This is a genomic window from Castellaniella defragrans 65Phen (genome assembly GCF_000612685.1).
Lineage (GTDB): Bacteria > Pseudomonadota > Gammaproteobacteria > Burkholderiales > Burkholderiaceae_B > Castellaniella > Castellaniella defragrans.
In genome coordinates this window covers 3,292,883-3,317,841 of the sequence record NZ_HG916765.1, presented here as the reverse complement: position 1 = coordinate 3,317,841, position 24,959 = coordinate 3,292,883, and the positions used below count along the sequence as shown (strand labels likewise).

The window sequence follows — 24,959 nt, the reverse complement described above, 5'->3', positions numbered from 1 at the left end:
TCTATGATGGCAGTACACACCTTGTAGCCGCTACAAGGTCAAGCGCCCGGGACGCCCTCCTGAAAAGGTCCCCCGGCCGCCATTTCCCTCCGGAGGATCCCGCATGAAGATCGGCGAACTGGCCCGCGCCGCCCGCTGTTCCACCGAAACCGTCCGCTTCTACGAAAAGGCCGGCCTGCTGCCCGCGCCCGCCCGCAGCGAGGGCAACTACCGGCAGTACGGCCCCGCGCACCTGGGGCGCCTGCGCTTCATCCGCAACTGCCGGGGGCTGGACATGGCGCACGACGAGATCCGCGCGCTGCTGGGCATGATCGACCATCCCGCTCGTGATTGCGGCCCGATCAACCACCTGCTGGACGAGCACATCGCCCACGTCGACGTGCGCCTGCGCGAACTGCAGGACCTGCAGCGGCAACTGGTCGCGCTGCGGGAGCAGTGCCGCGCCGAGCAGCCAGTGGATGCCTGCGGCATCGTGCAGGGACTGGCGCGCATGGAGACGGCCGACGGCCCGGCGCGAAACACGCACATCGGTTGAATGAGGCGGGCCGGCATCCGGCCGGAGCACGAGACGGGAAGCCGCAGACAGTGCTATTGCACGGCAAGGCGAACCAACGACGTGATACGGCCGGATGCCGGCCCGCCCTAGCCTGGATTTTTCACCAAAAGGAATCGGCACATCCCTGAAACCCGCATAAAATCAAGGTGCGAACAAGATTTTGGGGAAAGATGTGCCGATACCAGATCGTACCACCGAACAACTGGACTTTGGGCGGCTTGGACGGCGCCATTTGCAAGCGAATTTCCAGGGTGGCGATCTCAGTTCCGACGGCGGGCTGATGCTGCTGCGAAGAATTGATGCGCGTACCGGCCTGTCGCGCATGGCGGCCAAGGCGCTGACCGAGCGCCGAGCCGCTGGTCGCATCCACCACCGCCTGCGCGATTTGCTGGCCCAGCGCCTGTACGGCCTGTGTTGCGGCTACGAAGACCTGAACGATCACGATACCCTGCGCGCCGATTCTCTGATGCAAACGGCGATCGGGCGGGATCGTCCCCTGGCCAGCTCGCCCACGCTCAGTCGTCTGGAAACGGGTGCGACCCGCGCCGATGCGTGGGCACTGCATGGGGTGCTGGTTGAACACTTCATCGCCAGCTTCGCCACGGCCCCCAAGGAACTGATTCTGGACGCGGATGCCTCGGATATCCCGCTGCACGGCGAGCAGGAGCACAAGCAGTTCCACGCTTACTACGACCACCACTGTTATCTACCGCTGTACGTGTTCTGCGGCCAGTCGATGCTGGCCTGCCTGCTGCGGCCCAGTCGTATTGACGGGGCCAGGCATGCGGCGGCGGTGCTGCGCCTGCTGGTGAACCGGCTGCGCCAGGCATGGCCAAAAGTCAGGATCATCATTCGCGGGGACTCGGGATTCTGCCGTCAGCGATTGATACGCTGGTGTGAACGCAGTGATGTGCAATACATCATCGGCTTGGCTCGCAACAAGCGCCTTCAGGCGCGCGTTGCGCAGGCTGAGGAAGTCCTCAGGCGCGACTACGAGCGCACCGGGCGCAAGCAGCGCATGGTCAGTGAGTTCTCCTACGCGGCCGGCTCGTGGAACCGCCCCCGGCGGGTGCTGACCCGCCTGGAATATGGCGCCCAGGGCGTCAACCCGCGCTTCGTGGTCACCAACCTTGCTGATTCGGATGCCATGCAACTGTACGAACGCTTGTACTGCGCCCGGGGCGAAGCGCAGAACCGCATCAAGGAAGCCCAGCTCGATCTGTTCGGCACACGAGCCAGCTGCCATCGCTTCGCCGCCAACCAGTTCCGACTGCTGCTGGCTGCCCTGGCCTATACGCTCATGCAGCGCCTGCGCGAGACGGCGCTACGAGGCACTGAACTGGAGCGCGCCAGCGCCGCGACGATCCGGGTACGTCTACTGAAAATCGGTGCGGCCATCGTGCGCAATACCCGGCGCGTTCGCATCCTGCTGGCCTCGCATCATCCGCTGCGCCATGTCTACGCGCACGCCGCCCGCGCCATGGCTCCGTAACGCTGAAAAAGTGCTGTCCCCGGCACGTTATAACGCAACGGGGGTAGGGGGAATTGCGTCCGCGGCACTGAAAAATTGCTCCACACACCGCTGATCCCTACTGCTTCATCGCCGGGGCAGCCTGCGCACCCAAAAATCGCTTCAGCAGGTTTGCTGAAGAAATCTTCGGGCTAGACCGGGTCGAAGTGGGTCATGACATCCAGCACCGGCAGGTCCTCCATGACGCGGCGCCGGGCCTCGACGGCGATGGCGTGGCCGGCCTCGATCGTCAGCCGGCCGTCCATTTCGATGTCCACCTCCACCCAGACCATGTCGCCCATCTTGCGGGTGCGCAGGTCGTGGATGCCGCGCACGCCGGGCGTGCCCAGGATGCGTTCGCGGATGGCGCGCTCGGTGTCGGCGTCGGCGGCCCGGTCCACCAGGTCGTTGAAGGCCTGCCAGGAAAATTTCCAGCCCATGCGCACGATCATCAGGCCCACCACCAGGGCGGCCAGGGGATCGGCCAGCGGCAGGCCCGCCAGGTTGGCGCCCACCCCCATCGCCACCACCAGCGACGAGGCCGCGTCCGAGCGGGCGTGCCAGGCGTTGGCCACCAGCAGGGTGGAGCGCACGCGGCGCGCGACGCGCAGCAGGTAGCGGAACAGCAGTTCCTTGGAGAGCAGGGCCAGCAGGGCGACGTAGAAGGCGGCCGGATGGACGACGGGGATCAGTTCGGGCGCCTGCAGGCGCTGGAAGCTGCCCCACAGCATACCCAGGCCGACGGCGCCCAGCAGCACGCCGATGCCCAGCGTGGCGGCCGTCTCGAAGCGCAGGTGTCCGTAGGGGTGGTCGGCGTCCGGGCCCTTGGCGCTGTGCTTGTTGGCGAACAGCACCAGCCCGTCGGATACCAGGTCCGACAGGGAGTGGATGGCGTCCGCCACCAGGGCCTGGGATTGTGCGAACAGGCCGACCGCCATCTGGACGCCGGTCAGCAGGAGGTTCACCCAGACGCTGACCCAGGTGCTGCGCCGGGCGGCGGCCTGGCGGTCCGGCGTTTCGACGCGGAGAGCGGGTGGAGGAGACATGCCCGCAAGTATACGGCGGACGGTCCCGGCGGACGCGTGCGGTACACTGAAAACCCGGTCGGCCATACAGGATCGCGGTCCGCATGCGGCTTCCTTTTCGTTCCGTCCCGGCGCGCTGCGCGCGCCTGGTGCATCGGTTTCCCTGGCATTGGCTGATCGCCGCGCTGGTCGCGGCCGACGGCTACCTGTTCCTGCGGCCGCTCTGGCAGGCCATCGGCAGCCAGGGCCTGCTGCAGACCCTGCAGATCCGCGACGGCGCCGGCGTCGCGGCCTTCCTGGATTCGGGCGGCATCGCCCAGATGTCGCGGCTGATGCTGGGCCTGGGCGTGCAGGTGATGGCGGTCGGGCTGCTGTACCGCGCCCGCATCGCCTGGACCATCACCCTGCTGCTACTCGCGGCGGTGGGCACGGTGTCCCTGTGGCACGGCCAGGGACATTTCGGCCTGCTCGCCTATACGGCCGTGCTGGCCGGGGCGCTGATCGGCTACTGGCGCCATTTCGACCGGGCCAGCCTGACGGCGGGCAGCCTGTTCGCCGCGCTCAGCGTGCTCAGCCTGCTGGTCTACGCGGTGTTCGGCGTCCTCTACCTGGGCGAGGAATTCTCGCCGCCCGTGCGCGATCCGGTCACGGCCCTGTATTTCTCCATCGTGTCCATGTCCACGGTGGGGTATGGGGACATCGGCCCGAAGACCGACGCGGCGCGCCTGTTCACGATATCCATCATCATTCTGGGAATCACGGTCTTCGCCACGTCCATCAGCGCCGTGGCCGGACCCTTGATCGGCGGCAACATCCGCCGGCTGATGCACGGAAGGAAACCACGCACCATGCGCAAGAACCACATCATCCTGGCGGGGCTCGGCCCCCTGGCCGAGAGCCTGTACGGCGCGCTGCGCCAGCGCGGCCACGACGTCACGGTCATCGTACCGTCGGCCGAAGGCCATCCGTATCCGGCCGACGCCGACGTGCTGGCGGGCGACGCCTCGGAAACCGGCGTCCTGCTGCAGGCCGGCGCAGCGCACGCCCGGTACGTGCTGGCCCTGCGCCAGGACGACGCGGAGAACGCCTTCATCGTCATGGCGGGCCGCGAGGCCGGCGGCCCGGACACCAAGCTGGTCGCCCTGGCGAACTCGCCCCAGCACCTGGCCAAGATCCGGCGGGTGAATCCCGACATCCTGATCTCGCCGCAGGCGCTGGGCAGCGAGATCCTGGCCCGCACCCTGAGCGGCGAATCCATCGACGAGGCGCTGATCACGCGCCTGCTGTTCGGCGAGAAGACGCCCGACCCGGCCTGACCGGGCCCCCGCTCCCCGCTCAGCGGATGCGCATGCCCGGCTGGGCGCCTTCCCAGGGCTCCAGCACGTAGATGCCGGCGTCCACGCCCTCGTCGGCGTGGCTGGCCGCCAGCACCATGCCCTCGGACACGCCGAAGCGCATCTTGCGCGGCGCGAGGTTGGCCACCAGCACGGTCAGCTTGCCGGCCAGGTCCTCGGGCCTGTAGGCCGACTTGATGCCGGAGAACACCTGCCGCAGGCGGCCTTCGCCCACGTCCAATGACAGGCGCAGCAGCTTGTCCGAGCCCTCGACTTCCGCGCATTCGACGATGCGCGCGATGCGCAGGTCGATGCGGCCGAAGTCCTTGATGTCGATGGGATCGGCGATGGGCTCGCCGCCCGGCACGGCGGCCGGGGCCTGGGGCGGCTCGAACAGGGCGTCGAGCAGGGCCGGATCGACGCGCTGCATCAGGTGCTTGAAGGCGGCGATGCGCGCGGGCAGCTCGCCGGCGTCGGCCCAGGCGTAGGTCCGGTCGCGGCCGAACAGTTCGCGGGCGACGCGTTCGGTGAGCGCCGGCAGCACCGGCGTCAGCATTACCGACAGGGCCTGGAAGCCGGCCAGGGCGCGCGAGCAGATGTCCTGCAGCGCGGCCTTCTGTGCGGGTTCTGCCTGGGCGATGCCCTTGGCCAGCACCCAGGGCTGGGCCGCGTCGAAGGCCTGGTTGATCTTGTCGGCCTGCGCCATGATCCGGCGGATGGCGCGGCCGTATTCGCGCGCCTCGAAGTCGGCCCGCACCTGTCCGGCGCAGTCGCGCAGTTCGGCACGCAGGGCCTCGGTGTCGCCTGCATAGGCCAGGGCGCCGTCGAAATGGCGGGTGATGAAGGTGGCCGCCCGGCTGGCGATGTTGACGTACTTGCCGATCAGGTCGCTGTTGACGCGGGCGACGAAGTCGTCCGGGTTGAAGTCCAGGTCCTCGACGTGGGCGTTGAGCTTGGCGGCGATGTAGTAGCGCAGCCATTCGGCGTCCATGCCGATGTCCAGGTAGCGCAGCGGGGAAATCCCCGTGCCGCGGCTCTTGGACATCTTTTCCCCGCTGACGGTGATGAAGCCGTGCACGTGCAGCAGGTCGGGGACCTTGCGGCCGGAGAACTTCAGCATCGCGGGCCAGAACAGGGCGTGGAAATAGACGATGTCCTTGCCGATGAAGTGCACCTGCTCGGTGTCGCCGTCCGGCGCCAGGAGGGCGTCGAAGTCCAGGCCGTTCTTGCGGCAGTAGGCCTTCAGCGAGGCCAGGTAGCCGACCGGGGCGTCCAGCCAGACATAGAAATACTTGCCCGGCGCGTCGGGGATGGGAATGCCGAAGTAGGGCTCGTCGCGGGAGATGTCCCAGTCGGCGAGGTTCGCCTCGGCGCCCTCGGCCGTGCCCAGCCATTCGCGCGTCTTGGCGAGGACTTCGGACTGCAGCCGGGCGGTGCCGTCGGCGCGCGTCCCCGTGGTCCATTCCTGCAGGAAGGCCACGCAGCGCGGGTCCGACAGGCGGAAGAAGAAGTGTTCGGAACTGCGCAGCACCGGCCGCGCCTTGGTCAGGGTGGAATAGGGCTCGATCAGCTCGGTCGGGCTGTAGACGGCGCCGCAGGATTCACAGGAATCGCCGTACTGGTCCTTGGCGTGGCAGCGCGGGCATTCGCCCTTGATGTAGCGGTCGGGCAGGAACATGCCCTTGACCGGGTCGTAGAACTGCTCGATCTCGCGGCTGTCGATGAAGCCGGCGGCCTTCAGCGCGCGGTAGATGTCCTGAGACAGCTCGATGTTTTCCGGCGAATCGGTGCTGTGCCAGTGGTCGAAGCGGATGTGGAAGCCGTCCAGGTACTTCGGCCGCTCGGCGGCGTAGCGGCCCACCAGCGCCTGGGGCGTGATGCCTTCGGCCTGGGCCTTGAGCATGATGGGCGCGCCGTGGGCGTCGTCCGCCCCCACGAAATGCACGGTGTGGCCCGCCATGCGCATGGCGCGCACCCAGGTGTCGGCCTGGATGTATTCCATGATGTGGCCGATGTGGAAGGAACCGTTGGCGTAGGGCAGGGCGGTGGTGACGAAGATCGTGCGCGGCATGGGGCGGGGAGAGGGGAAAAGGCAAAGGATTGATTCTATCAGTCCGTGATGCTCGTCATGAGGTCCTGCCACCCATGGAGATGGGTGTGACATGGATGGCGCACCTCGCCTGGCGATGCTGATCACACGCGACTAGATCTGCCCTCATCCACGTCGATTTGACATAACATAATAATACTGATATTTTATACAGCAATAGTGGCGGCGCACAGTGTGCTGCCACGTTGCTTTGGGAGGAAACCATGACCACACCTAAACGTGTCGCCTGGAAGGATATCGTCGCGCCGCCGCTGAACTGGAAGGCCCCAAAGATATCCGATCAAGACTCCGAATCCGGCGAGACTCAACAAGAACAGAAAGAGCAGGGTTCCGGCAAGTAAGCATCCCGCCGACTTGGCGGTGGGCGCGTTTTGGCGGCACCGCCCCACGCTTGGATTCAATGCGACGGCCCCTTCAGAAGCACCCTGAAGGGGCCGTTTTGACCACCGTTTTGATCACGATAGCGATCGTTCGTTTCAGCGTCTAAACTCGGCTTCCAAACGCAGCGCCGAAAGTGGCAATGACGAGAGAGAAACCTGCGGATCAAGGAATCTCCCGCATCTCGATGTCCGTCACATCCCGCTCCCGCGCAGGCTGGCCGGCGGTCCGGGACCAAGCGCCACCGCGCGGCGCCATGGAGGGGCGGCGGCGTTCCGCCCAGTAGGCTTTCACGCCGAAGGGCCGGCCTTGCAGCCGGGCGACGATGTACAGCACGCCGATCGCCAGGGCGGTCGAGGCCATGAAGATGAAGGCCATCACCAGGCCGAAGAAGGCGAGGATCAGGAACAGGACGGCGCGCAGGGTTTGCTGGATCAGGTTCATGAGGCTTGGACTCCTGTGGCCGGAGAAAGTTGCGTGCGCGGCGCGGGGCGGCGCAAGGAAGGGGAAAGCGGCAGCCGGCCGGATCCGGGAGGCGCGTCCATCACATCCATATTGGGGTCAATCGCCGGATTTCCAGGGGAATCCGCTATGCTTGTGGTTTCGACTGTCTTCACCCCGATCTCTCATCATGGCTACCACGATACAGGACATCCGCTCGATCCTGTCCAGGGTCATCAACCCCGATACCCGGAAAACGCTGGCGGTGACCGAGCCCGAACTGCAGATCGCCCCCGCGGGCGATGCCTTCGACATCACTGTAACCCTGGGCTATCCCTTGTTCAATGGCGAGCAGGCTCTGGCGGCCGCCATCCGTGGCGCGCTGGACGCGGCCGGCGTGCGCCTGGGCAGGCTCGAATTCCAGTCGCGCATCGTCGCCCACGCGGTGCAGCGCGGGCTGCGCACCCTCGACAAGGTGCGCAACATCATCGCCGTGGCCTCCGGCAAGGGCGGGGTGGGCAAGAGCACCACGGCCGTCAACCTGGCGCTGGCGCTGCACAGCCAGGGCGCCCGCGTCGGCCTGCTGGACGCCGACATCTACGGCCCCAGCGTGCCCATCATGCTGGGCCTGTCGGGCAAGCCGAAGAGCGTGGACGGCAAGAGCATGGAACCCATGATCGGCCATGGCCTGCAGGCCAATTCCATCGGTTTCCTGATGGACGACGACGGCCCGGCGATCTGGCGCGGCCCCATGGTGACGCAGGCCCTCACCCAGCTGCTCTCGCTTACGAATTGGAACGATCTGGATTACCTGATCGTGGACATGCCTCCGGGAACGGGCGATATTGCGCTTACCATGGCGCAGAAGGTCCCGCTCACGGGGGCGATCATCGTCACCACCCCCCAGGACCTGGCCCTGGCCGACGCCCGCAAGGGCCTGATCATGTTCCAGAAGGTGGATGTCCCGGTGCTGGGGATCGTCGAAAACATGTCCATACACGTCTGCTCCAACTGCGGGCACGCCGAGCCGATCTTCGGCCAGGACGGCGGCCGCCAGCTGGCTGCGACCTATCACCTGCCCTGGCTGGGCTCGCTGCCGCTGCAGCTCGACATCCGTCAGGAAACCGACTCCGGCCGGCCCAGCGTCGTCGCCTCGCCCCACGGCGAGGCCGCGCGCCGCTACCAGGACATCGCCCGCCAGCTCGCCATCCACGTGGCCGGCCAGCCGCTGGACGACTCCGGCTCACGACCCAGGGTCGTGGCGCGCACGAGCTGATGCCCGTCGGGGAGTTTGAACGCACGATCCTCCAGGTGCGCCGGGCCCTGCTCGGCCTGGGGCTCGCGGTCTGCGCCCCGGCGCTGGCCGCGCCCCCGGAAGTGATCATCGATCCGGGCGGCGCTCCGCCCAAGGTGTTACAGGCCATTACCGATGCGGTCGGCGCCATCACGCGCCTGACCGAGGACCAGGACGTGCGCGAGGTCTCGCGCCTGCGCCGGCGGGCCTGGGAGGCGGCGCAGGCCGCCCTGCGGACCCAGGGCTATTTCGACGCGACCGTCACGCTGGACGTGTCGCCCGGCGCGGCGAACGGCGGCGAATTCTGGGACATCACCATCGACACCGGCGAGCGCGCGCGGGTGCGCCAGCTGGGCCTGCGCTTCGACGGTGCGCTCGCCGGCGAGGCCTACGCGGGCCGGCGCCAGTCCTTGCGCGACAGCTGGCTGCTCAAGCCGGGCATGCCCTTCATCAACGACGACTGGAGCCGGGCCAAGACCGAGCTGCTGGACGCGGTCTCGCGCCAGGAATTCTATTACGCCCGCTACGCGCAGACCCGGGCGGCCGTCGAGCCCGAGGCCGCCAAGGCCGACCTGGACGTCGCGCTCGACAGCGGGCCGCCGGTGCGGCTGGGCGAGCTGCAGATCATCGGCCTGAAGCGGGTGCCCGAATCCCTGATCCGGCGCTACGTGCGCTACGAGCCGGGCGAGCCCTACGACCAGACGCGCCTGGAGGACTGGCAGCAGGCGCTGCAGTCCACCACCTTCTTCCGCGGCGCCTTCGTCACCCTGGCCGACGGGACGGCGCCGGCGGCGGATACGCCCGGCGATGCGGACGCGGCGGGCACGGAGGCGAAGACAGGCACGGAGCCGGAGACGGCCGCGGGAACCGGCGCAGGGGCGGGTGCCGCCGCGACGCGCGTGCGACCCGCGGGCGACGATCCCGTCACCCTGCCCGTGCGCGTCCAGGTGACCGAAGGTCCCGCCCGCTACGCCAGCGGCTCGCTGGGCGTGGACAGCGACCACGGCGTGCGGGTGGAAGGCCTGTACCGCCAGAACGTGGTCTACGGCCTGCCGGTCTGGATCGAGACCGGCGCCGGGGTGGACACCAAGCGGCAGCGCGCCTTCTTCGACGTGCACCTGCCGCCCGACATGGACGGCAGGGAAGACAGCTTCGGCCTGCTGTACGACCACTCGGACGTCGAGGGCCTGGAAACCAGCCGCACCGGCCTGGGCTGGAAGCGCAGCCAGACGCGCAAGGCGGCCGGCGACAGCCGCGTCGAATACGAGGTCCGCTGGGGGGCGCTGGTGGCCTACGACAAGACCCGCATTTCCGGCGACTCGCGCTACGAGGTCCCCAGCTGGGCGGCCACCTGGCAATGGCTGCGCCGCGACGTGGACTCGAAATACAACCCGCGCGAAGGCAATCTGGTGGAATTCGGCCTGGGCCTGGGCACGACCCTGGACGACGGCAAGGCCTTCTATCGCAGCAGCCTGCGCGCCCAGCGGTGGTGGCCGGTCGGCGAGCGCGACGTGCTGACCGTGCGCGGCGAGATCGGCAAGGTTTGGTCACGCACCGACCGCCTGCCGCAGGACTTCTCCTGGCGCACCGGCGGATCGCGCAGCATCCGCGGCTACCGCTACCAGAGCATCGGCCTGGAGCGCGGCGACGCCATCATGGGCGCGCCCGTGCTGGGCGTGGCCAGCGTCGAATACACGCATTATTTCACCGACATCCTGGGCGCCAGCCTGTTCGTCGACGCCGGCGACGCGGCCGAGTCCTTCGGCCAGTTCGACTGGCATCTGGGCTACGGGGCCGGCCTGGCGGTGCGCACCCCGGCCGGGCCGTTCTTCGTGGACCTGGCCTGGGCGCAGAAGGACCGCCGCCTGCGCCTGCAGTTCTCCCTGGGGATCGCGTTTTGAAGACCCGCATCTGGCGCGGCCTGCGGGCCTTCGGACTGTGGGGGCTGCCGCCCATCGTGCTGGCGCTGCTGCTGGCCATGGCCTTCGCCGCCTGGTGCGTCGCCAGCCCGGCGGGCACCCGCTGGCTGCTGCGCACGGCGGCCAGCCAGCTGGGCGGCGAGGCCCATGGCGTGCGCGGCACGCTGGCCCGGGGGCTGTACGTCGAGGGCCTGGCGATCGCCCTGCCGGACGTGGACGTGCGCGTGGTGGGACTGCATCTCAAGGCGCTCTGGCCGGAACTGCTGGATCGCCGCCTGCACGTCAACGACCTGTCGGCCGCGCGCGTGGACGTGGACCTGCGCACCGGGCCGGCCGCCGCGCCCGCCGCCGACGAGCCCTTCCGCATGCCGGCGCTGCCGCTGGGCCTGCGGGTGGACCGGCTGGCGCTGGGCGGGCTGGGCCTGCGCATCGACGGCGAGCCGCTGCCCGTCGATCTGCTGTCCGTATCGACCGCCCTGACGCTGGATGCCCATACCGCGACCGTGACGCTGGACCACCTGCAGGCCGCGCACGAGGACACGCTGCTGCAGCTCGACGGCAGCCTGGCCCTGCGCGGGCTGGCGGCGCCCTGGCCCTTCGAGCTCAACCTGCACGGCTCCGCCCAGGACCGCAGCGCGCAGTCGCCGGTCTGCCTGCGGCGGCTGCTGGCGGCCCGGGGCGGCGCCCGCGAATCGTCCGGCGCCGGGCATCCCGGGGAGGACCCCTCCGGCGCGCACACTACCGCAGCCGAACCGCCCGAGGACGAATGCAGGATCGAGCTGGACCTGCGCCTGGCCGGCACCCTGCAGGCGCTGCACCTGCAGGCCAGCGGACGCGGCGAGGGCCTGGAACTGCGGGCCCGGGCCGAGATCCGGCCCAACCAGTCCTTCCCGCTGGGCGAGGCGCAGGCCGATCTGCGCCTGCCGGGCGGCACCCGCGTGACGCTCGACGTCTCCCCGCAGGCGCGCGGGGCGGACGGCCTGCGGCCGATCCGCGCGCAGTGGTCGGTGCGCGAGCTGCGCCCGGGCCCCTGGCTGCCGCCGGGCCTGGGGCCGGCGCTGCTCAACCTGAAGGGCGAGCTGCGGGCGCGCCTGGACGCCGGCCAGCGGCTGCAGGACCTGGGCCTGGACCTGGCCTTCGACGGCCCCAGCCAGTGGAACGGCCAGCCCCTGTCGGGCAGGATCCGGCTGGAACGGCTGTCGCGGGCGGATGGCGCGCTGTTCGATGCGCGCGCGGCGGCGCCGGCCGATCTCCTCGGCCTGCGGGCCGCGGGCCTGGACGTGGACCTGGCGCTGGGGCCGGACCGCATCCGCGCCGGGGGCGATGCGGCGGCGGACGCCAGCCGGCTCGCGCTGCAGGCCCGGCTGCCGGCCCTGGCGGCGCTGTGGCCCGGCCTGCCGGGCGGCGCGGAACTGGATCTCGACGTCTCCGGCCCGCTGGCCGACCACCGGGGGCGGCTGCAGGCCCGCTATGTGCCGGCCGACGCCCGCGACGGCGTCCCCGGCCGGGCGCCCATGAGCCTGGCGCTGGCCTTTGGCGGCGGCTGGACGCAGGCGCAGGGCTGGCGCGGCCAGCTCACCGCCCTGCGGGCCGAGCACGCCGGCCTGGCCCTGAACAGCCAGGCGGCGGTGCCGCTGGCGCTCGATGCCGCCGGCGGCTGGCAGGTCGGCCAGGCCGTCCTCGGGCTGGCGCTGGACGGCGAATCCCTGCTCAGCCTGCGCCACCAGGCCTCGGCGGGCGGGCAGGGCCATTGGGAGACGCGCGGCCGCATCGATCCCCTGACCATCACGCCGGAGCGCATCACCCGGCTGCAGGCCTGGCTGGGCCGCGCCGCCGCGCGGCAGGGCGGGGTGCGCACGCAGCTGTCCGAGCAGGCGCGGCGCAGCCGCCTGGACGCGAGCCTGGACTGGAACCTGAAATTCGACGACGCCCTGAGCGGCGAGATCCACCTGGCCCGCCAGGGCGGCGACCTGACCGTGCCCGGCGACGTGCCCATCGAACTGGGGCTGGAGGACGCCCGCCTCGACCTCGCCATCCGCCGGCTCGGCCCCGGCCTGAGCCGCGCCGATGCCGACCTGCGGGTGCGCACGCGCGAAATGGGCAGCATGCGCCTGCGCGCCGACACGCCGGTCCACGCGACCCCGGGCGGCGGCCTGGCCCTGCGGCCGCAGGACGAGCGCCACCTGCGCTTCGAGGCCCGTTCCGAGGACCTGGCCTGGGTGAACCTGCTGCTGGGCGGGGAAATGGAAGTCGGCGGCACCCTGCACGCCGACATCCAGGGCCGCAGCCGCCCGGACGGCAGCTGGACGCTGTCCGGCCCGCTGCGCGGCGACGACCTGCGCCTGCTGATCGCCGACCAGGGCGTGCGGCTGCTGGACGGCACCCTGCGGGCGCATTTCGACGGCACCCGGGTGCTGCTGGACCAGCTGCGCTTCCCGGCGGTGCGCCGGGTCGTCCCCAAGGAATGGCGCACCGCCACCTGGATCGCCGAGAATCCGGACGCCCAGGGCGGCGACCTGAACCTCACGGGCGCCTGGGACCTGATCGAGCGCCAGGGCGAGGCGGACGTCGCCTTCCGGCGCTATCCGATCCTGCAGCGCGCCGACCGCTACGCCATGATCAGCGGCAGCCTCCAGATCCGGGCGACCCTGCCGGAAATCCGCATCGGCGGCAAGATCACGGCCGACGCCGGCTGGTTCGACCTGGACATGCTCAACGCCATCCCGTCGCTGGACGGCGACGTGGTGATCCTCAAGCCGGGCGAGACGGCGGCCATGCTGGACTGCCCGGCCGATCCGCCGCCCGCCGCCCCGACGGCCGCCCCGCCGGCGGCCGCGGCCGCGCGCGCCGCGCGCCCCGCTGCGCGGCGCGCGGACGACGCGGCGCGCACCGTGCCGTGCCTGGACGCCTCGCCGCCGCTGGACCTGCGGGCCGACCTGACCGTGGACCTGGGGCCGCGCTTCTACCTGACCGGCTTCGGCCTCGATTCGGGCCTGATCGGCAGCATGGACCTGCACCTGAGCGAAGGCAAGCTGACCGCGCTGGGCCAGCTGCGCACCCGCGGCGGCGCCATCAACACCTACGGCCAGCACCTGCAGCTGCGGCGCGGCACCATCACCTTCCAGGGCGACGTGGCCAACCCCGTGCTCGACATCCAGGCCCTGCGCACCGACGTGGCGGTGCAGGCCGGGGTCCGGGTGGCCGGCACCGCCCGGCGCCCGCGCATCGACCTGATGTCGCGCCCCGAGGTCAGCGAGACCGAGAAACTGTCCTGGCTGCTGCTGGGCCACGGTCCGGACCAGGGCGGCGCGGACATGTCGCTGCTGTTCTCCGTGGGCAGCTCCTTCCTGTCGGGCGGCGAGCCGTTCTACAAGCGCTTCGGCCTGGACGAACTGAGCATGCGTTCGGGCGAGCTGGGCAGCACCGGCAGCGTCCTGCCGGTCGAGAGCGTGGTGAGCGGCCTGGACGCGGGCGCCAGCCCCATCGAGCAGCGTTTCGTCCTGGCCGGCAAGAACCTCACCGAGGACCTGCGGCTGAGCCTGGAGCAGGCTCTGGCGCAGACCGGCACCGTGGCGCGGCTGAGCTACCGGCTGATGCGCAACCTGCAGGCCGAGGTCACCACCGGCACCGTCAGCGGCCTGGCGCTGGTCTACCGCTGGTTCTCGATGGACTGATCGGCGCAGCAGGCGCGCCGGGCGCGCCGCGTGCTGTGGATGTGCCTTAAAATACCGCAACTTTGAACAGAGGGCGCCCATGAGCATCAAGAACGACCGCTGGATCCGGCGCGCCGCGCAGGCCGGCATGATCGAACCTTTCGAGCCCGGCCAGGTGCGCTCGGTCGACGGCCAGCGGATCGTCAGCTACGGCACCAGCAGCTACGGCTACGACGTGCGCTGCGCCAATGAATTCAAGATCTTCACCAACATCAACTCCACCATCGTCGACCCCAAGGCCTTCGACGAGAAGTCCTTCGTGGACTTCGAGGGCGACGTCTGCATCATCCCGCCCAACTCCTTCGCCCTGGCCCGCACGGTCGAATACTTCCGCATCCCGCGCTCCGTGCTGACCGTGTGCCTGGGCAAGAGCACCTATGCCCGCTGCGGCATCATCGTCAACGTCACGCCGCTGGAACCCGAATGGGAAGGCCACGTGACGCTGGAATTCTCCAACACCACCCCCCTGCCGGCGAAGATCTACGCGGGCGAGGGCTGTGCCCAGATGCTGTTCTTTGAAAGCGACGAGGTCTGCGAGACCTCGTACGCCGACCGGGGCGGCAAGTACCAGGGCCAGCAGGGGGTCACGCTGCCGCGCACCTAGCTGCCATGAAATTCCGCTTCCCCATCGTCATCATCGACGAAGACTACCGTTCCGAGAACGCCTCAGGCTTCGGCATCCGCGCCCTGGCGGCGGCCATCGAGGCCGAGGGCGTCGAGGTCCTGGGGGTCACCAGCTACGGCGACCTCAGCTCCTTCGCGCAGCAGCAAAGCCGCGCCAGCGCCTTCATCCTGTCGATCGACGACGAGGAGTTCGACGAGGATTCCCCGGAAGACGTCGCCAACGCGATCAAGAACCTGCGCGCCTTCATCGGCGAGCTGCGCTTCCGCAACGAGGACATCCCCATCTACCTGTACGGCGAGACGCGCACCTCGCAGCACATCCCCAACGACATCCTGCGCGAGCTGCACGGCTTCATCCACATGTTCGAGGACACGCCGGAGTTCGTCGCGCGCCACATCATCCGCGAGGCGCGCGCCTACCTGGACAGCCTGCCGCCGCCGTTCTTCCGCGAGCTGCTGGAATACGCCTCCGACGGCTCCTATTCCTGGCACTGCCCGGGGCACTCGGGCGGGGTGGCCTTCCTGAAGAGTCCCGTGGGCCAGATGTTCCACCAGTTCTTCGGCGAGAACATGCTGCGCGCCGACGTCTGCAACGCGGTGGACGAACTGGGCCAGCTGCTGGACCACACCGGCCCGGTGGCCGAGTCCGAGCGCAACGCGGCGCGCATCTTCCACGCCGACCACTGCTTCTTCGTCACCAACGGCACCTCCACGTCCAACAAGATCGTCTGGCACGCCAACGTGGCCGCGGGCGACGTGGTGGTGGTGGACCGCAACTGCCACAAGTCGATCCTGCACGCCATCACCATGACCGGCGCCATCCCGGTGTTCCTGCGCCCCACGCGCAACCACCTGGGCATCATCGGCCCGATCCCGCTGGAGGAATTCGACCCCGAGAGCATCCGCCGGAAGATCGAGGCCAACCCCTTCGCGCGCGAGGCCGCCAACAAGCGCCCGCGCATCCTGACGCTGACCCAGAGCACCTACGACGGCGTGATCTACAACGTCGAGATGATCAAGGAAAAGCTCGGTTCGGAAATCGACACCCTGCATTTCGACGAGGCCTGGCTGCCGCACGCGGCCTTCCATGAGTTCTACGAGGACATGCACGCCATCGGTCCGAACCGGCCGCGCAGCAAGGACACGATGATCTACGCGACGCACTCCACGCACAAGCTGCTGGCCGGCCTGTCGCAGGCCTCGCAGATCGTGGTGCAGGACTGCGAGTCGCGCCAGCTCGACCGCAACATCTTCAACGAGGCGTTCCTGATGCACACCTCGACCTCGCCGCAGTACGCCATCATCGCGTCCTGCGACGTGGCGGCGGCCATGATGGAACCGCCCGGCGGCACGGCCCTGGTCGAGGAATCCATCCGCGAGGCCCTGGATTTCCGCCGCGCCATGCGCAAGGTCGAGTCCGAGTTCGGCAAGAACGACTGGTGGTTCAAGGTCTGGGGCCCCAACCGCCTGGTGCCCGAGGGCATCGGCAACCGCGAGGACTGGGTGCTGGGCTCGGGCGACGAATGGCACGGCTTCGGCGACCTGGCCGAAGGCTTCAACATGCTCGACCCGATCAAGGCCACGGTGGTGACGCCGGGGCTGGACATCTCGGGCACCTTCGCCGATTCCGGGATCCCGGCGGCGCTGGTCTCGCGCTACCTGGTCGAGCACGGCGTGGTGGTGGAAAAGACCGGCCTGTACTCCTTCTTCATCCTGTTCACCATCGGCATCACCAAGGGCCGCTGGAACACCCTGCTGACCGCCCTGCAGCAGTTCAAGGACGACTACGACCGCAACCAGCCCCTGTGGCGCGTGCTGCCCGAGTTCAGCCGCGCCCACAAGCACTACGAGCGCATGGGCCTGCGCGACCTGTGCCAGAAGATCCACGAGGCCTACCGCCACTACGATTTCGCGCGCCTGACCACGCGGGTGTATCTCAGCGACATGGTGCCGGCCATGCGCCCGGCCGACGCCTACGCGCGCATGGCCCACCGCGAGGTCGAGCGCGTGCCGGTCGACCGGCTCGAAGGCCGCGTCACCGGCGTGCTGCTGACGCCCTATCCGCCGGGCATCCCGCTGCTGATCCCGGGCGAGCGCTTCAACCGCGACATCGTCGATTACCTGAAGTTCACCCAGGAATTCAACCAGCAGTTCCCCGGCTTCGAGACCGACGTCCACGGGCTGGCGTACGAGACCGACGAGCAGGGCCGGCGGCACTACTACGTGGACTGCATCCGCGAAGGCGCCTGATGCGCCGCCGCTCCGATCCGCGCGTGAGGCGGGTGCCGTCGTGACCGGCGGGGTGGCCGCGTGAGCCGCGGCCGTTTCGATGCGGCCATCGTGGGCGCCGGCGCGGCCGGCATGATGGCCGCCGCCGTGGCCGCGCAGCGCGGCCTGCGGGTGGTGCTGATCGACCATGCCGGGCGGCTGGCGGAAAAGATCCGCATCTCCGGGGGCGGGCGCTGCAATTTCACCAACCTGGGCGCCAGCCCGGCGCAGTTCCTGTCGCGCAACCCCGATTTCTGCCGGTCGGCCCTGCGGGCCTACGGGCCGGCCGACTTTCTCGACCTGCTGCGCGCCCATCGCGTGTCCTGGCATGAAAAGCACCGGGGCCAGCTGTTCTGCGACGATTCCAGCGAGTCCATCATCCAGGTCCTGCGCCGCGAGTGCGAGGCGGGCGGGGTGCAGTGGCGCATGCCCTGCGCGGTGCGGGCCGTGGGCCGGGAAGCGGACGGCTTCCGGCTGGACACCGACGCGGGGCCGATCCGGGCCGCCCGGCTGGTGCTGGCGACCGGCGGCATGGCGGTCCCGCAGCTGGGCGCCACCGACTTCAGCTTGCGCATCGCGCGCCAGTTCGGCCTGCGCATCGTCGAGCCGCGCCCGGCGCTGGTGCCGCTGACCTTCGACGCGGACCGCTGGCGGCCCTATGCGGCCCTGGCCGGCGTGTCGCTGGAAGTGCGCCTGTCGCACGAGGCCGCCGCGGCCGAAGGCGGTGCGCGGGACGCCGGTCCGGCCGGCGCCGCGGGGACGGCCGCGTCGTCGGGCCGGGGGAAACGGTCCCGCCGACCGGCGCGCGCCGAGTTCCTGGAGGACCTGCTGTTCACCCATCGCGGCCTGTCGGGGCCGGGCATCCTGCAGATTTCCAGCTACTGGCGCCCGGGCGACCCGATCCGCATCGACCTGGCCCCGGGGCGGGACATGGGCGCCGTCCTGGTGGCGGCCAAGGCCGGCGGCCGCCAGACCGTGGCCGCCGCGCTGGCGCAGGCCTGGCCCCGCCGGCTGGCCGAGGCCTGGCTGGGCGCCGCCGGCGCGGCGGGCGATGGGGCGGGCGCCGGGGGCGGGGCGGGCATGGACGGGAGGTCGGCCGCGGGCGATGGGGCGGGGCCGGGCGGCGGGACGGGCGCGGACGATCTGGCGGGCCTGGGCGGCCTGCGTCTGGCCGACGCGCCCGACCGCCGCCTGCGCGTCCTGGGCGAGCGCATCCACGGCTGGACGCTGTGGCCCACCGGCACCGCCGGCTACAAGAAGGCCGAAGTCATGAGCGGCGGCGTGGACACCGATGAGCTCGACCAGCGCAGCCTGGAAGCGCGCCGCTGTCCCGGCCTGCACGTGGTGGGCGAGGCGGTGGACGTCACCGGCTGGCTGGGTGGCTACAACTTCCAGTGGGCCTGGTCCTCGGGCGTGGCCTGCGGGCGCGCGCTGGCGGCGGGCTGAGCGGGGCGCCCGGCGGGGCCGCCGCAATGCTGGACGGTCCGAGGCGGGGCGCGGCCGGACGGATCGGGGGGGCGGGCGGCCCGCGCCGGAGGGCGATAGAATCGTTCCGGCATCCAATGGATTCATGGTATCCATCGGACATCGCATCCATCGCCATCGGAGGACAGACATGCACAAACCCCTGGACGGCATCCGGGTGCTGGAAATGGGCCAGCTCATCGCCGGGCCGTTTGCCGCCAAGATCCTGGGCGAATTCGGCGCCGAGGTCATCAAGATCGAGCCGCCGGGCCAGGGCGACCCCCTGCGCAACTGGCGGCTGCTGCATCAGGGCACCTCGGTCTGGTGGCAGGTGCAGTCGCGCAACAAGCAGTCCGTGACCCTGGACCTGCGCCAGCCGGAAATCCAGGCCGTCGTGCGCCGCCTGGCGGCCGAATGCGACGTGGTGGTCGAAAACTTCAAGCCCGGCACCCTGGAATCCTGGGGCCTGGGCTGGGACGAGCTGCGCGCGGTCAACCCGCGCCTGGTCATGCTGCGCGTTTCGGGCTACGGCCAGACCGGCCCCTACCGCGACCGGCCCGGCTTCGGCGTGGTGGCCGAGGCCATGGGCGGCCTGCGGCACCTCAGCGGCGAGCCGGGGCGCACGCCGGTGCGCGTGGGCGTGTCCATCGGCGATTCCCTGTCGGCCCTGCACGGCGTCATCGGCGTGCTGCTGGCGCTGCGCGCGCGCGACCGCGACGGCGCGGGCCAGATGATCGACGTGGCGCTGTACGAGTCGGTCTTCAACATGATGGAAAGCCTGCTGCCCGAATACGCCGTGTTCGGCGAGGTCCGCCAGCCGGCCGGCAGCAGCCTGCCGGGCATCGCCCCCAGCAACGCCTACGCCTGCCGCGACGGCTACGTGCTGATCGCCGGCAACGGCGACAGCATCTTCCGCCGCCTGATGCAGGCCATTGGCCGCGAGGACCTCGGCAAGGACCCGGCCCTGGCGCACAACGCCGGGCGGGTGGCGCAGGTGGACGTGATCGACGGCGCCATCGGCGACTGGGCCGCGGCGCGCACCCAGGACGAGGTCCTGGAAATCCTCAACGCGGCGCGCATCCCGGCCGGGCGCATCTACGACATCGCCGACATCGCCGCCGATCCGCACTACCGCGCGCGCGACATGATCCTGGACCAGCCGCTGCCCGACGGCACGCCCTGCCAGGTGCCCGGCATCGTGCCCAAGCTGTCCGCCACCCCGGGCGGGATCCGCTCGCGCGCGCCGGCCCTGGGCGAGCACACCGACGCGGTGCTGGAACGGCTGGGCGTGGACGCCGGCACGCGCGCCCGCTGGCGGGAGCGGGGGTTCATCTGAGGGCTCGGCGGCGCGTCCCGGGGGGGCGCCGAAAGGGCGCTGGCGGGGCGCCCACGGAGCGTCGACAACTGCCAACGGGTGATGTCAACGGGTGATTGTTGAATCCCCCCGTTTCAGAGTATGCTTCACCCTTGCTGTCACCCGATGCGGGTGGGAGAGCGCCGCCCCGCGCATCGGGCGGCCGCCGAAGGCGCAATTCGCCCGGAATCGCTCAGGCACCCCGTACCATCCGCATGATGCCGTCGTCGCATCGCAGCATTCTGGAGAGACCCGCTTCCCGATCCGGGCGCGGGCGCCGAAGGTGAACCCCCTGCAGTGCGGGGCAACTCTCAGGCAAAAGGACAGAAGGGCGCTGCCGGCATCCCATGCCGCTCCTTTCCCTCGTCCGGAGTTTCCATGCCCCAGCAAACCCCCCTGTACGAAACCCACGTCGCCCTGGGCGCCAAGATCGTCGATTTCGGCGGCTGGGACATGCCCCTGGCCTACGGCTCCCAGCTCGAAGAGCACCATGCCGTGCGCCACGCCGCCGGCATGTTCGACGTGTCCCACATGCTCAACGTCGACGTCACGGGCGAGCGCGCCCAGGACTACCTGCGCCATCTGCTGGCCAACGACGTGGCGCGCATCGCCGGCCAGCCGGGCAAGGCGCTGTATTCCTGCATGCTGCGCCCCGACGGCGGGGTGATCGACGACCTGATCGTCTATTTCTTCGCTCCCGAGCGCTGGCGCGTGGTGGTCAACGCCGGCACGGCGGACAAGGACCTCGCCTGGATGCGCGAGCAGGCCGGCGCCTACGGCGTGGCCGTCGCCCCCCGGCGCGACCTGGCCATGGTGGCCGTCCAGGGCCCCGCCGCGCGCGAGGCCGTCTGGTCCGTGCATCCGGAATGGAAGCCCGCCACCCAGGACCTCAAGCCCTTCACCGGCACGTTCATCGACGAGAACACCCTGGTGGCGCGCACCGGCTACACCGGCGAGGACGGCTTCGAGATCGTCCTGTCCGCCAGCGCCGTCAAGGCGTTCTGGGACGCCCTGGCGCAGGCCGGCGTGCGGCCCTGCGGCCTGGGCGCGCGCGACACCCTGCGCCTGGAAGCCGGCATGAACCTCTACGGCCAGGACATGGACGAGAGCGTCCATCCCCTGGAATCCGGCCTGGCCTGGACCGTCTCGCTCAAGGACGAATCCCGCGACTTCATCGGCCGCGCCGCCCTGGAATCCGCCTCGAAGGCGCGCGAGCTGGTCGGCCTGAAGCTGCTCGACCGGGGCATCATGCGCGGCCACATGAAGGTCCGCACCGCCCAGGGCGAAGGCGAGCTCACCAGCGGCACCATGGCGCCCACGCTGGGCTTCTCCGTCGGCCTGGCCCGCGTGCCGGCCGGCTCGGCGCCGGGCGACCGGGCCGAGGTCGAGATCCGCGGCAAGTGGCTGCCCGCCGAGATCGTGCGCCCGCCCTTCGTGCGCAACGGCCAGGCCCTGGTCTGAGCGCGCGTGCGCCCGCGATCCCTTTTCCCTTCTTCCATTCTCCACCACTCTCCACCACTGACAACGGGGTACATCATGTCCATTCCCAACGACCGCAAGTACACGGCCTCCCACGAATGGGTCAAGGCTGACGGCGATTGCTTCCTCGTCGGCATCACCGACGACGCCCAGGACCAGCTCGGCGACCTGGTCTTCGTCGGCGACGTCCAGGTCGGCGCGCATCTGGCCGCCGGCGACACCGCCGCCGTGGTCGAATCCGTCAAGGCCGCCTCCGACATCTACGCGCCGGTGGCCGGCGAGATCGTCGCCTTCAACGAGGCCCTGAACGACCAGCCCGCCCTGATCAACGAAGCCGCCTACGACCAGTGGATCTTCAAGATCAAGCCCGACAACGCCGCCGACGTCGACGGCCTGATGGACGCCGCCGCCTACGAGGCCCAGGCCTGATCCCCGGCGCGCCCCGCGGCGCGCCCTTCATTCCCTGATTCACTCGGATCCACCCCGGAGAACCCCATGCTGCGCGATTCCGCCACGCATTCCGAATTCATCGCCCGCCACATCGGGCCGTCCGAAGCCGACCAGCGCGCCATGCTGGCGGCCATCGGCGCTTCCAGCCTGGACGCCCTGATCCGCGAGGTCGTGCCGGAAAACATCCTGTCCGAAGCCCCGTACCTGGATCTGCCGGGTCCCTTGGGCGAGGTGGAGGCGCTGGCGGACCTGAAGGCCGTCGCCGGCCGCAACCAGGTCCTGCGCAGCTACATCGGCCAGGGCTACTACGGCACCTACGTGCCGCACGTGATCCTGCGCAACATCCTGGAGAATCCCGCCTGGTACACCGCCTACACGCCGTACCAGCCGGAGATCTCCCAGGGCCGCCTGGAAGCCCTGCTGATCTTCCAGACCATGATCACCGATCTCACGGGGCTGGACATCGCCAACTCGTCGCTGCTCGACGAGGCCACGGCCGCGGCCGAAGCCATGACCCTGGCGCGCCGCGTCTCGCGCGCCAAGTCCGACCGCTACTTCGTGTCCGTCCACGTCCATCCCCAGACCCTGGAAGTCCTGCGCACGCGCGCGGCCGGGCTGGGCATCGAGCTGGTGGTCGGCGACGAGGCCGACGGCCTGCCCGACTGCTTCGGCGTGCTGCTGCAGTATCCGCACAGCCTGGGCGGCGTGGCCGACTACCGCGCCCTGGCCGAGCAGGCGCATGCCGCCGGCGCCATCGTCGCCGTGGCCACGGACCTGCTGGCCCTGGCGCTGCTGGCGCCGCCGGGGGAATGGGGCGCCGACATCGCGGTGGGCTCGGCCCAGCGCTTCGGCGTGCCCATGGGCTACGGCGGTCCGCACGCCGGCTTCATGGCGTGCAAGGACGCCTACAAGCGCAACCTGCCGGGCCGCCTGGTGGGCGTCTCCCAGGATGCGCGCGGCGAACAGGCCCTGCGGCTGGCGCTGCAGACGCGCGAGCAGCACATCCGCCGCGAGAAGGCCACGTCCAACATCTGCACCGCGCAGGTGCTGCTGGCCGTGATGGCCGCCATGTATGCCGTCTGGCACGGCCCCCAGGGCATCGCCCGCATCGCCCGGCGCGTGGCGGCGCACACCGCCCGACTGGCCGGCGCCCTGCGCGCCATGGGGCTGACGGTCTGCAACGATACTTTTTTCGACACCCTGCATCTGGAAACCGGCGCCCGCACGCAGGCGGTGCTGGACGCGGCAGTCGACGGCGGCATGAACCTGCGCCGTGTGGACGACACCCACGTCGCCCTGTCGCTGGATGAAACCGTCGATGCCCAGGACATCGAGACCCTGATCGGCGCCCTGGCGGCCGGCATGGGCGTGTCGCGCGTCGCCCCCGACTTCTCGGCCGAAGCCGACGGCATCCCGGCGGCCCTGCGCCGCCAGGGCGCCATCCTGGCGCATCCCGCCTTCTCGCGCGTGAAATCCGAGACCGACATGCTGCGCTACCTGCGCGCCCTGGCCGACAAGGACCTGGCCCTGGACCGCACCATGATTCCGCTGGGCTCCTGCACCATGAAGCTCAACGCCACGGCGGAAATGATTCCCATCACCTGGCCTGAATTCAGCCACATGCACCCGTTCGCTCCCGCCGGCCAGGCGCAGGGCTACCAGGAAATGATCGAGCGGCTGTGCGCCGCGCTGTGCGAGATCACCGGCTACGACCGCGTCAGCCTGCAGCCCAATTCCGGCGCCCAGGGCGAATTCGCCGGCCTGCTGGCGATTCGCGGCTATCACCAGGCCAACGGCGAGCACCAGCGCAACGTCTGCCTGATTCCCGCGTCGGCGCACGGAACCAATCCGGCCTCGGCCCATCTGGCGGGCATGGACGTGGTGGTGGTGGCGTCCGATGACAACGGCAACATCGACATGGCCGATCTGCGCGCCCGCATCGCCGAGGTGGGCGACCGGCTGGCCGCGCTGATGATCACCTATCCGTCCACGCACGGCGTGTTCGAGACCACGGTCACGGAAATCTGCGACCTGGTCCACGAGGCCGGCGGCCAGGTCTACCTGGACGGCGCCAACATGAACGCCATGGTGGGCGTCGCCCAGCCGGGCCGCTTCGGCTCGGACGTGTCGCACCTGAACCTGCACAAGACCTTCTGCATTCCTCACGGCGGCGGCGGCCCGGGCGTCGGCCCGGTGGCGGTGCGTGCGCACCTGGCGCCGTACCTGCCCGGCATGGTGGGCGAAGACGGCCGCCTGCCGGCGGGCCAGCCGGGCCCGGTGTCGGCCGCGCCCTTCGGCTCGGCCAGCATCCTGCCGATCTCGACGCTGTACATCATGATGATGGGGGCCGAAGGCCTGCGCCGCGCCACCCAGGTCGCGATCCTGAACGCGAACTACCTGGCCACGCGCCTGGCGCCGCACTATCCCATCCTGTACGCCGGGGTCAACGGCCGCGTGGCGCACGAGTGCATCCTGGACATCCGGCCGATCAAGGACGCCAGCGGCATCGGCGCCGAGGACATCGCCAAGCGCTTGATGGATTATGGCTTCCATGCGCCCACCATGAGCTTCCCGGTGGCCGGCACGCTGATGGTCGAACCCACCGAGTCCGAGGGCCTGGACGAGCTGGACCGCTTCGTGGACGCGATGATCGCCATCCGCCAGGAAATCGCCGCGATCGAACGCGGCGAGCAGCCGGCCGACGACAACCTGCTGGTCAACGCGCCGCATCCCGCGGCCACGCTGCTGGTGCAGGACTGGACGCACCCGTATACCCGCGAGCAGGCGGCCTTCCCGCTGCCCGGCATGGCGGCGCGCAAGTACTGGCCGCCGGTCGCGCGGGTGGATAATGCCTGGGGGGACCGCAACCTCAGCTGCGCCTGCCCGCCGGTGGAAGCCTACGCCGCCGAGCCCGTGACGGCCTGAGCGCCGTTCCCGGCCCGGCCTTCACAGGCTGGGGCCGATCGCATTGCCCCACCCGGCGAGTTCCGCATTGCGCGGATCGCCGGGTTTTTTTGCCGCTGATCCGGGGCTCGATCTT

At 70.1% G+C, this 24,959-nt stretch carries 17 protein-coding genes and 2 riboswitches; of the genes, 14 read left to right on the top strand and 3 right to left on the bottom strand.

Annotated elements, in window-relative coordinates:
• Positions 1 to 103 precede the first annotated feature (103 nt).
• A complete protein-coding gene (gene cadR, locus BN940_RS14750; RefSeq protein WP_043684210.1) occupies positions 104 to 535 on the top strand; it encodes a Cd(II)/Pb(II)-responsive transcriptional regulator in 432 nt (143 codons plus the stop codon).
• 199 nt (positions 536 to 734) lie between these two features.
• Entirely contained in the window at positions 735 to 2,048 is a 1,314-nt protein-coding gene (locus BN940_RS14745; protein ID WP_043685705.1) for an IS1380 family transposase, read from the top strand.
• Positions 2,049 to 2,218: 170 nt separating this feature from the next.
• Here the strand turns inward: BN940_RS14745 and BN940_RS14740 are convergent, their stop codons facing one another.
• Positions 2,219 to 3,112 carry a cation diffusion facilitator family transporter gene (locus tag BN940_RS14740; RefSeq protein ID WP_043684208.1) on the bottom strand — a complete coding sequence of 298 codons (894 nt, stop codon included), beginning with the start codon at positions 3,110 to 3,112 and terminating at the stop codon, positions 2,219 to 2,221.
• Between the two features lie 83 nt (positions 3,113 to 3,195).
• Between BN940_RS14740 and kch the strand changes: the two genes are divergently transcribed.
• Complete coding sequence (gene kch / locus BN940_RS14735) at positions 3,196 to 4,407, top strand: voltage-gated potassium channel protein (RefSeq protein ID WP_052355917.1); 1,212 nt, start codon at positions 3,196 to 3,198, stop codon at positions 4,405 to 4,407.
• 19 nt (positions 4,408 to 4,426) lie between these two features.
• Here the strand turns inward: kch and metG are convergent, their stop codons facing one another.
• Positions 4,427 to 6,496, bottom strand: coding sequence for a methionine--tRNA ligase (gene metG / locus BN940_RS14730; RefSeq protein ID WP_043684205.1), 2,070 nt, complete (start codon positions 6,494 to 6,496; stop codon positions 4,427 to 4,429).
• 242 nt (positions 6,497 to 6,738) lie between these two features.
• Between metG and BN940_RS19285 the strand changes: the two genes are divergently transcribed.
• The gene (locus tag BN940_RS19285; RefSeq protein WP_158386311.1) at positions 6,739 to 6,876 is read left to right on the top strand and encodes a hypothetical protein; all 138 of its coding nucleotides are present in this window, start codon (positions 6,739 to 6,741) and stop codon (positions 6,874 to 6,876) included.
• Positions 6,877 to 7,078: 202 nt separating this feature from the next.
• On the opposite strand, the gene BN940_RS14725 is transcribed toward BN940_RS19285, so the two are convergent.
• Positions 7,079 to 7,357, bottom strand: coding sequence for a hypothetical protein (locus tag BN940_RS14725; RefSeq protein WP_043684203.1), 279 nt, complete (start codon positions 7,355 to 7,357; stop codon positions 7,079 to 7,081).
• 187 nt (positions 7,358 to 7,544) lie between these two features.
• On the opposite strand from BN940_RS14725, the gene apbC reads away from it, so the two are divergent.
• From apbC to gcvP, 10 genes are all read left to right on the top strand, one after another.
• On the top strand, positions 7,545 to 8,630 hold the full coding sequence (gene apbC / locus BN940_RS14720) for an iron-sulfur cluster carrier protein ApbC (RefSeq protein ID WP_043684201.1): 1,086 nt from the start codon (positions 7,545 to 7,547) through the stop codon (positions 8,628 to 8,630).
• Positions 8,630 to 10,549 (top strand): autotransporter assembly complex protein TamA, encoded by a 1,920-nt coding sequence (locus BN940_RS14715; protein WP_043684199.1) that lies wholly within the window; start codon positions 8,630 to 8,632, stop codon positions 10,547 to 10,549. The genes apbC and BN940_RS14715 overlap by 1 nt, the downstream gene beginning before the upstream one ends.
• Positions 10,546 to 14,241, top strand: coding sequence for a translocation/assembly module TamB domain-containing protein (locus tag BN940_RS19965; RefSeq protein WP_052355916.1), 3,696 nt, complete (start codon positions 10,546 to 10,548; stop codon positions 14,239 to 14,241). The genes BN940_RS14715 and BN940_RS19965 overlap by 4 nt, the downstream gene beginning before the upstream one ends.
• A 79-nt stretch (positions 14,242 to 14,320) precedes the next feature.
• The gene (gene dcd, locus BN940_RS14705; RefSeq protein ID WP_043684197.1) at positions 14,321 to 14,884 is read left to right on the top strand and encodes a dCTP deaminase; all 564 of its coding nucleotides are present in this window, start codon (positions 14,321 to 14,323) and stop codon (positions 14,882 to 14,884) included.
• A 5-nt stretch (positions 14,885 to 14,889) separates the two neighbouring features.
• Positions 14,890 to 17,154, top strand: coding sequence for an arginine/lysine/ornithine decarboxylase (locus BN940_RS14700; protein WP_043684195.1), 2,265 nt, complete (start codon positions 14,890 to 14,892; stop codon positions 17,152 to 17,154).
• 60 nt (positions 17,155 to 17,214) lie between these two features.
• The gene (locus BN940_RS14695; protein ID WP_043684193.1) at positions 17,215 to 18,618 is read left to right on the top strand and encodes a BaiN/RdsA family NAD(P)/FAD-dependent oxidoreductase; all 1,404 of its coding nucleotides are present in this window, start codon (positions 17,215 to 17,217) and stop codon (positions 18,616 to 18,618) included.
• Between the two features lie 169 nt (positions 18,619 to 18,787).
• A complete protein-coding gene (locus BN940_RS14690) occupies positions 18,788 to 19,972 on the top strand; it encodes a CaiB/BaiF CoA transferase family protein (protein WP_043684191.1) in 1,185 nt (394 codons plus the stop codon).
• Between the two features lie 141 nt (positions 19,973 to 20,113).
• Positions 20,114 to 20,210: riboswitch (glycine riboswitch) on the top strand.
• Positions 20,211 to 20,222: 12 nt separating this feature from the next.
• A riboswitch (glycine riboswitch) is annotated at positions 20,223 to 20,327 on the top strand.
• Positions 20,328 to 20,368: 41 nt separating this feature from the next.
• Positions 20,369 to 21,451 carry a glycine cleavage system aminomethyltransferase GcvT gene (gene gcvT / locus BN940_RS14685; RefSeq protein ID WP_043684190.1) on the top strand — a complete coding sequence of 361 codons (1,083 nt, stop codon included), beginning with the start codon at positions 20,369 to 20,371 and terminating at the stop codon, positions 21,449 to 21,451.
• 75 nt (positions 21,452 to 21,526) lie between these two features.
• The gene (gene gcvH, locus BN940_RS14680) at positions 21,527 to 21,898 is read left to right on the top strand and encodes a glycine cleavage system protein GcvH (protein ID WP_043684187.1); all 372 of its coding nucleotides are present in this window, start codon (positions 21,527 to 21,529) and stop codon (positions 21,896 to 21,898) included.
• Between the two features lie 66 nt (positions 21,899 to 21,964).
• Complete coding sequence (gene gcvP / locus BN940_RS14675; protein WP_043684184.1) at positions 21,965 to 24,844, top strand: aminomethyl-transferring glycine dehydrogenase; 2,880 nt, start codon at positions 21,965 to 21,967, stop codon at positions 24,842 to 24,844.
• The last annotated feature ends 115 nt before the right edge of the window (positions 24,845 to 24,959 follow it).

What these genes read in the sequence shown, in the direction of transcription:
- gcvT (WP_043684190.1), top strand. Translation starts at nt 20,369, where the DNA reads ATGCCCCAGCAAACCCCCCTGTACGAAACCCACGTCGCCCTGGGCGCC.
- metG (WP_043684205.1), bottom strand. Translation starts at nt 6,496, where the DNA reads ATGCCGCGCACGATCTTCGTCACCACCGCCCTGCCCTACGCCAACGGT.
- dcd (WP_043684197.1), top strand. Translation starts at nt 14,321, where the DNA reads ATGAGCATCAAGAACGACCGCTGGATCCGGCGCGCCGCGCAGGCCGGC.
- apbC (WP_043684201.1), top strand. Translation starts at nt 7,545, where the DNA reads ATGGCTACCACGATACAGGACATCCGCTCGATCCTGTCCAGGGTCATC.
- BN940_RS14700 (WP_043684195.1), top strand. Translation starts at nt 14,890, where the DNA reads ATGAAATTCCGCTTCCCCATCGTCATCATCGACGAAGACTACCGTTCC.
- BN940_RS14715 (WP_043684199.1), top strand. Translation starts at nt 8,630, where the DNA reads ATGCCCGTCGGGGAGTTTGAACGCACGATCCTCCAGGTGCGCCGGGCC.
- gcvH (WP_043684187.1), top strand. Translation starts at nt 21,527, where the DNA reads ATGTCCATTCCCAACGACCGCAAGTACACGGCCTCCCACGAATGGGTC.
- kch (WP_052355917.1), top strand. Translation starts at nt 3,196, where the DNA reads ATGCGGCTTCCTTTTCGTTCCGTCCCGGCGCGCTGCGCGCGCCTGGTG.
- BN940_RS14740 (WP_043684208.1), bottom strand. Translation starts at nt 3,112, where the DNA reads ATGTCTCCTCCACCCGCTCTCCGCGTCGAAACGCCGGACCGCCAGGCC.
- BN940_RS14725 (WP_043684203.1), bottom strand. Translation starts at nt 7,357, where the DNA reads ATGAACCTGATCCAGCAAACCCTGCGCGCCGTCCTGTTCCTGATCCTC.
- cadR (WP_043684210.1), top strand. Translation starts at nt 104, where the DNA reads ATGAAGATCGGCGAACTGGCCCGCGCCGCCCGCTGTTCCACCGAAACC.
- BN940_RS19285 (WP_158386311.1), top strand. Translation starts at nt 6,739, where the DNA reads ATGACCACACCTAAACGTGTCGCCTGGAAGGATATCGTCGCGCCGCCG.
- BN940_RS14690 (WP_043684191.1), top strand. Translation starts at nt 18,788, where the DNA reads ATGCACAAACCCCTGGACGGCATCCGGGTGCTGGAAATGGGCCAGCTC.
- gcvP (WP_043684184.1), top strand. Translation starts at nt 21,965, where the DNA reads ATGCTGCGCGATTCCGCCACGCATTCCGAATTCATCGCCCGCCACATC.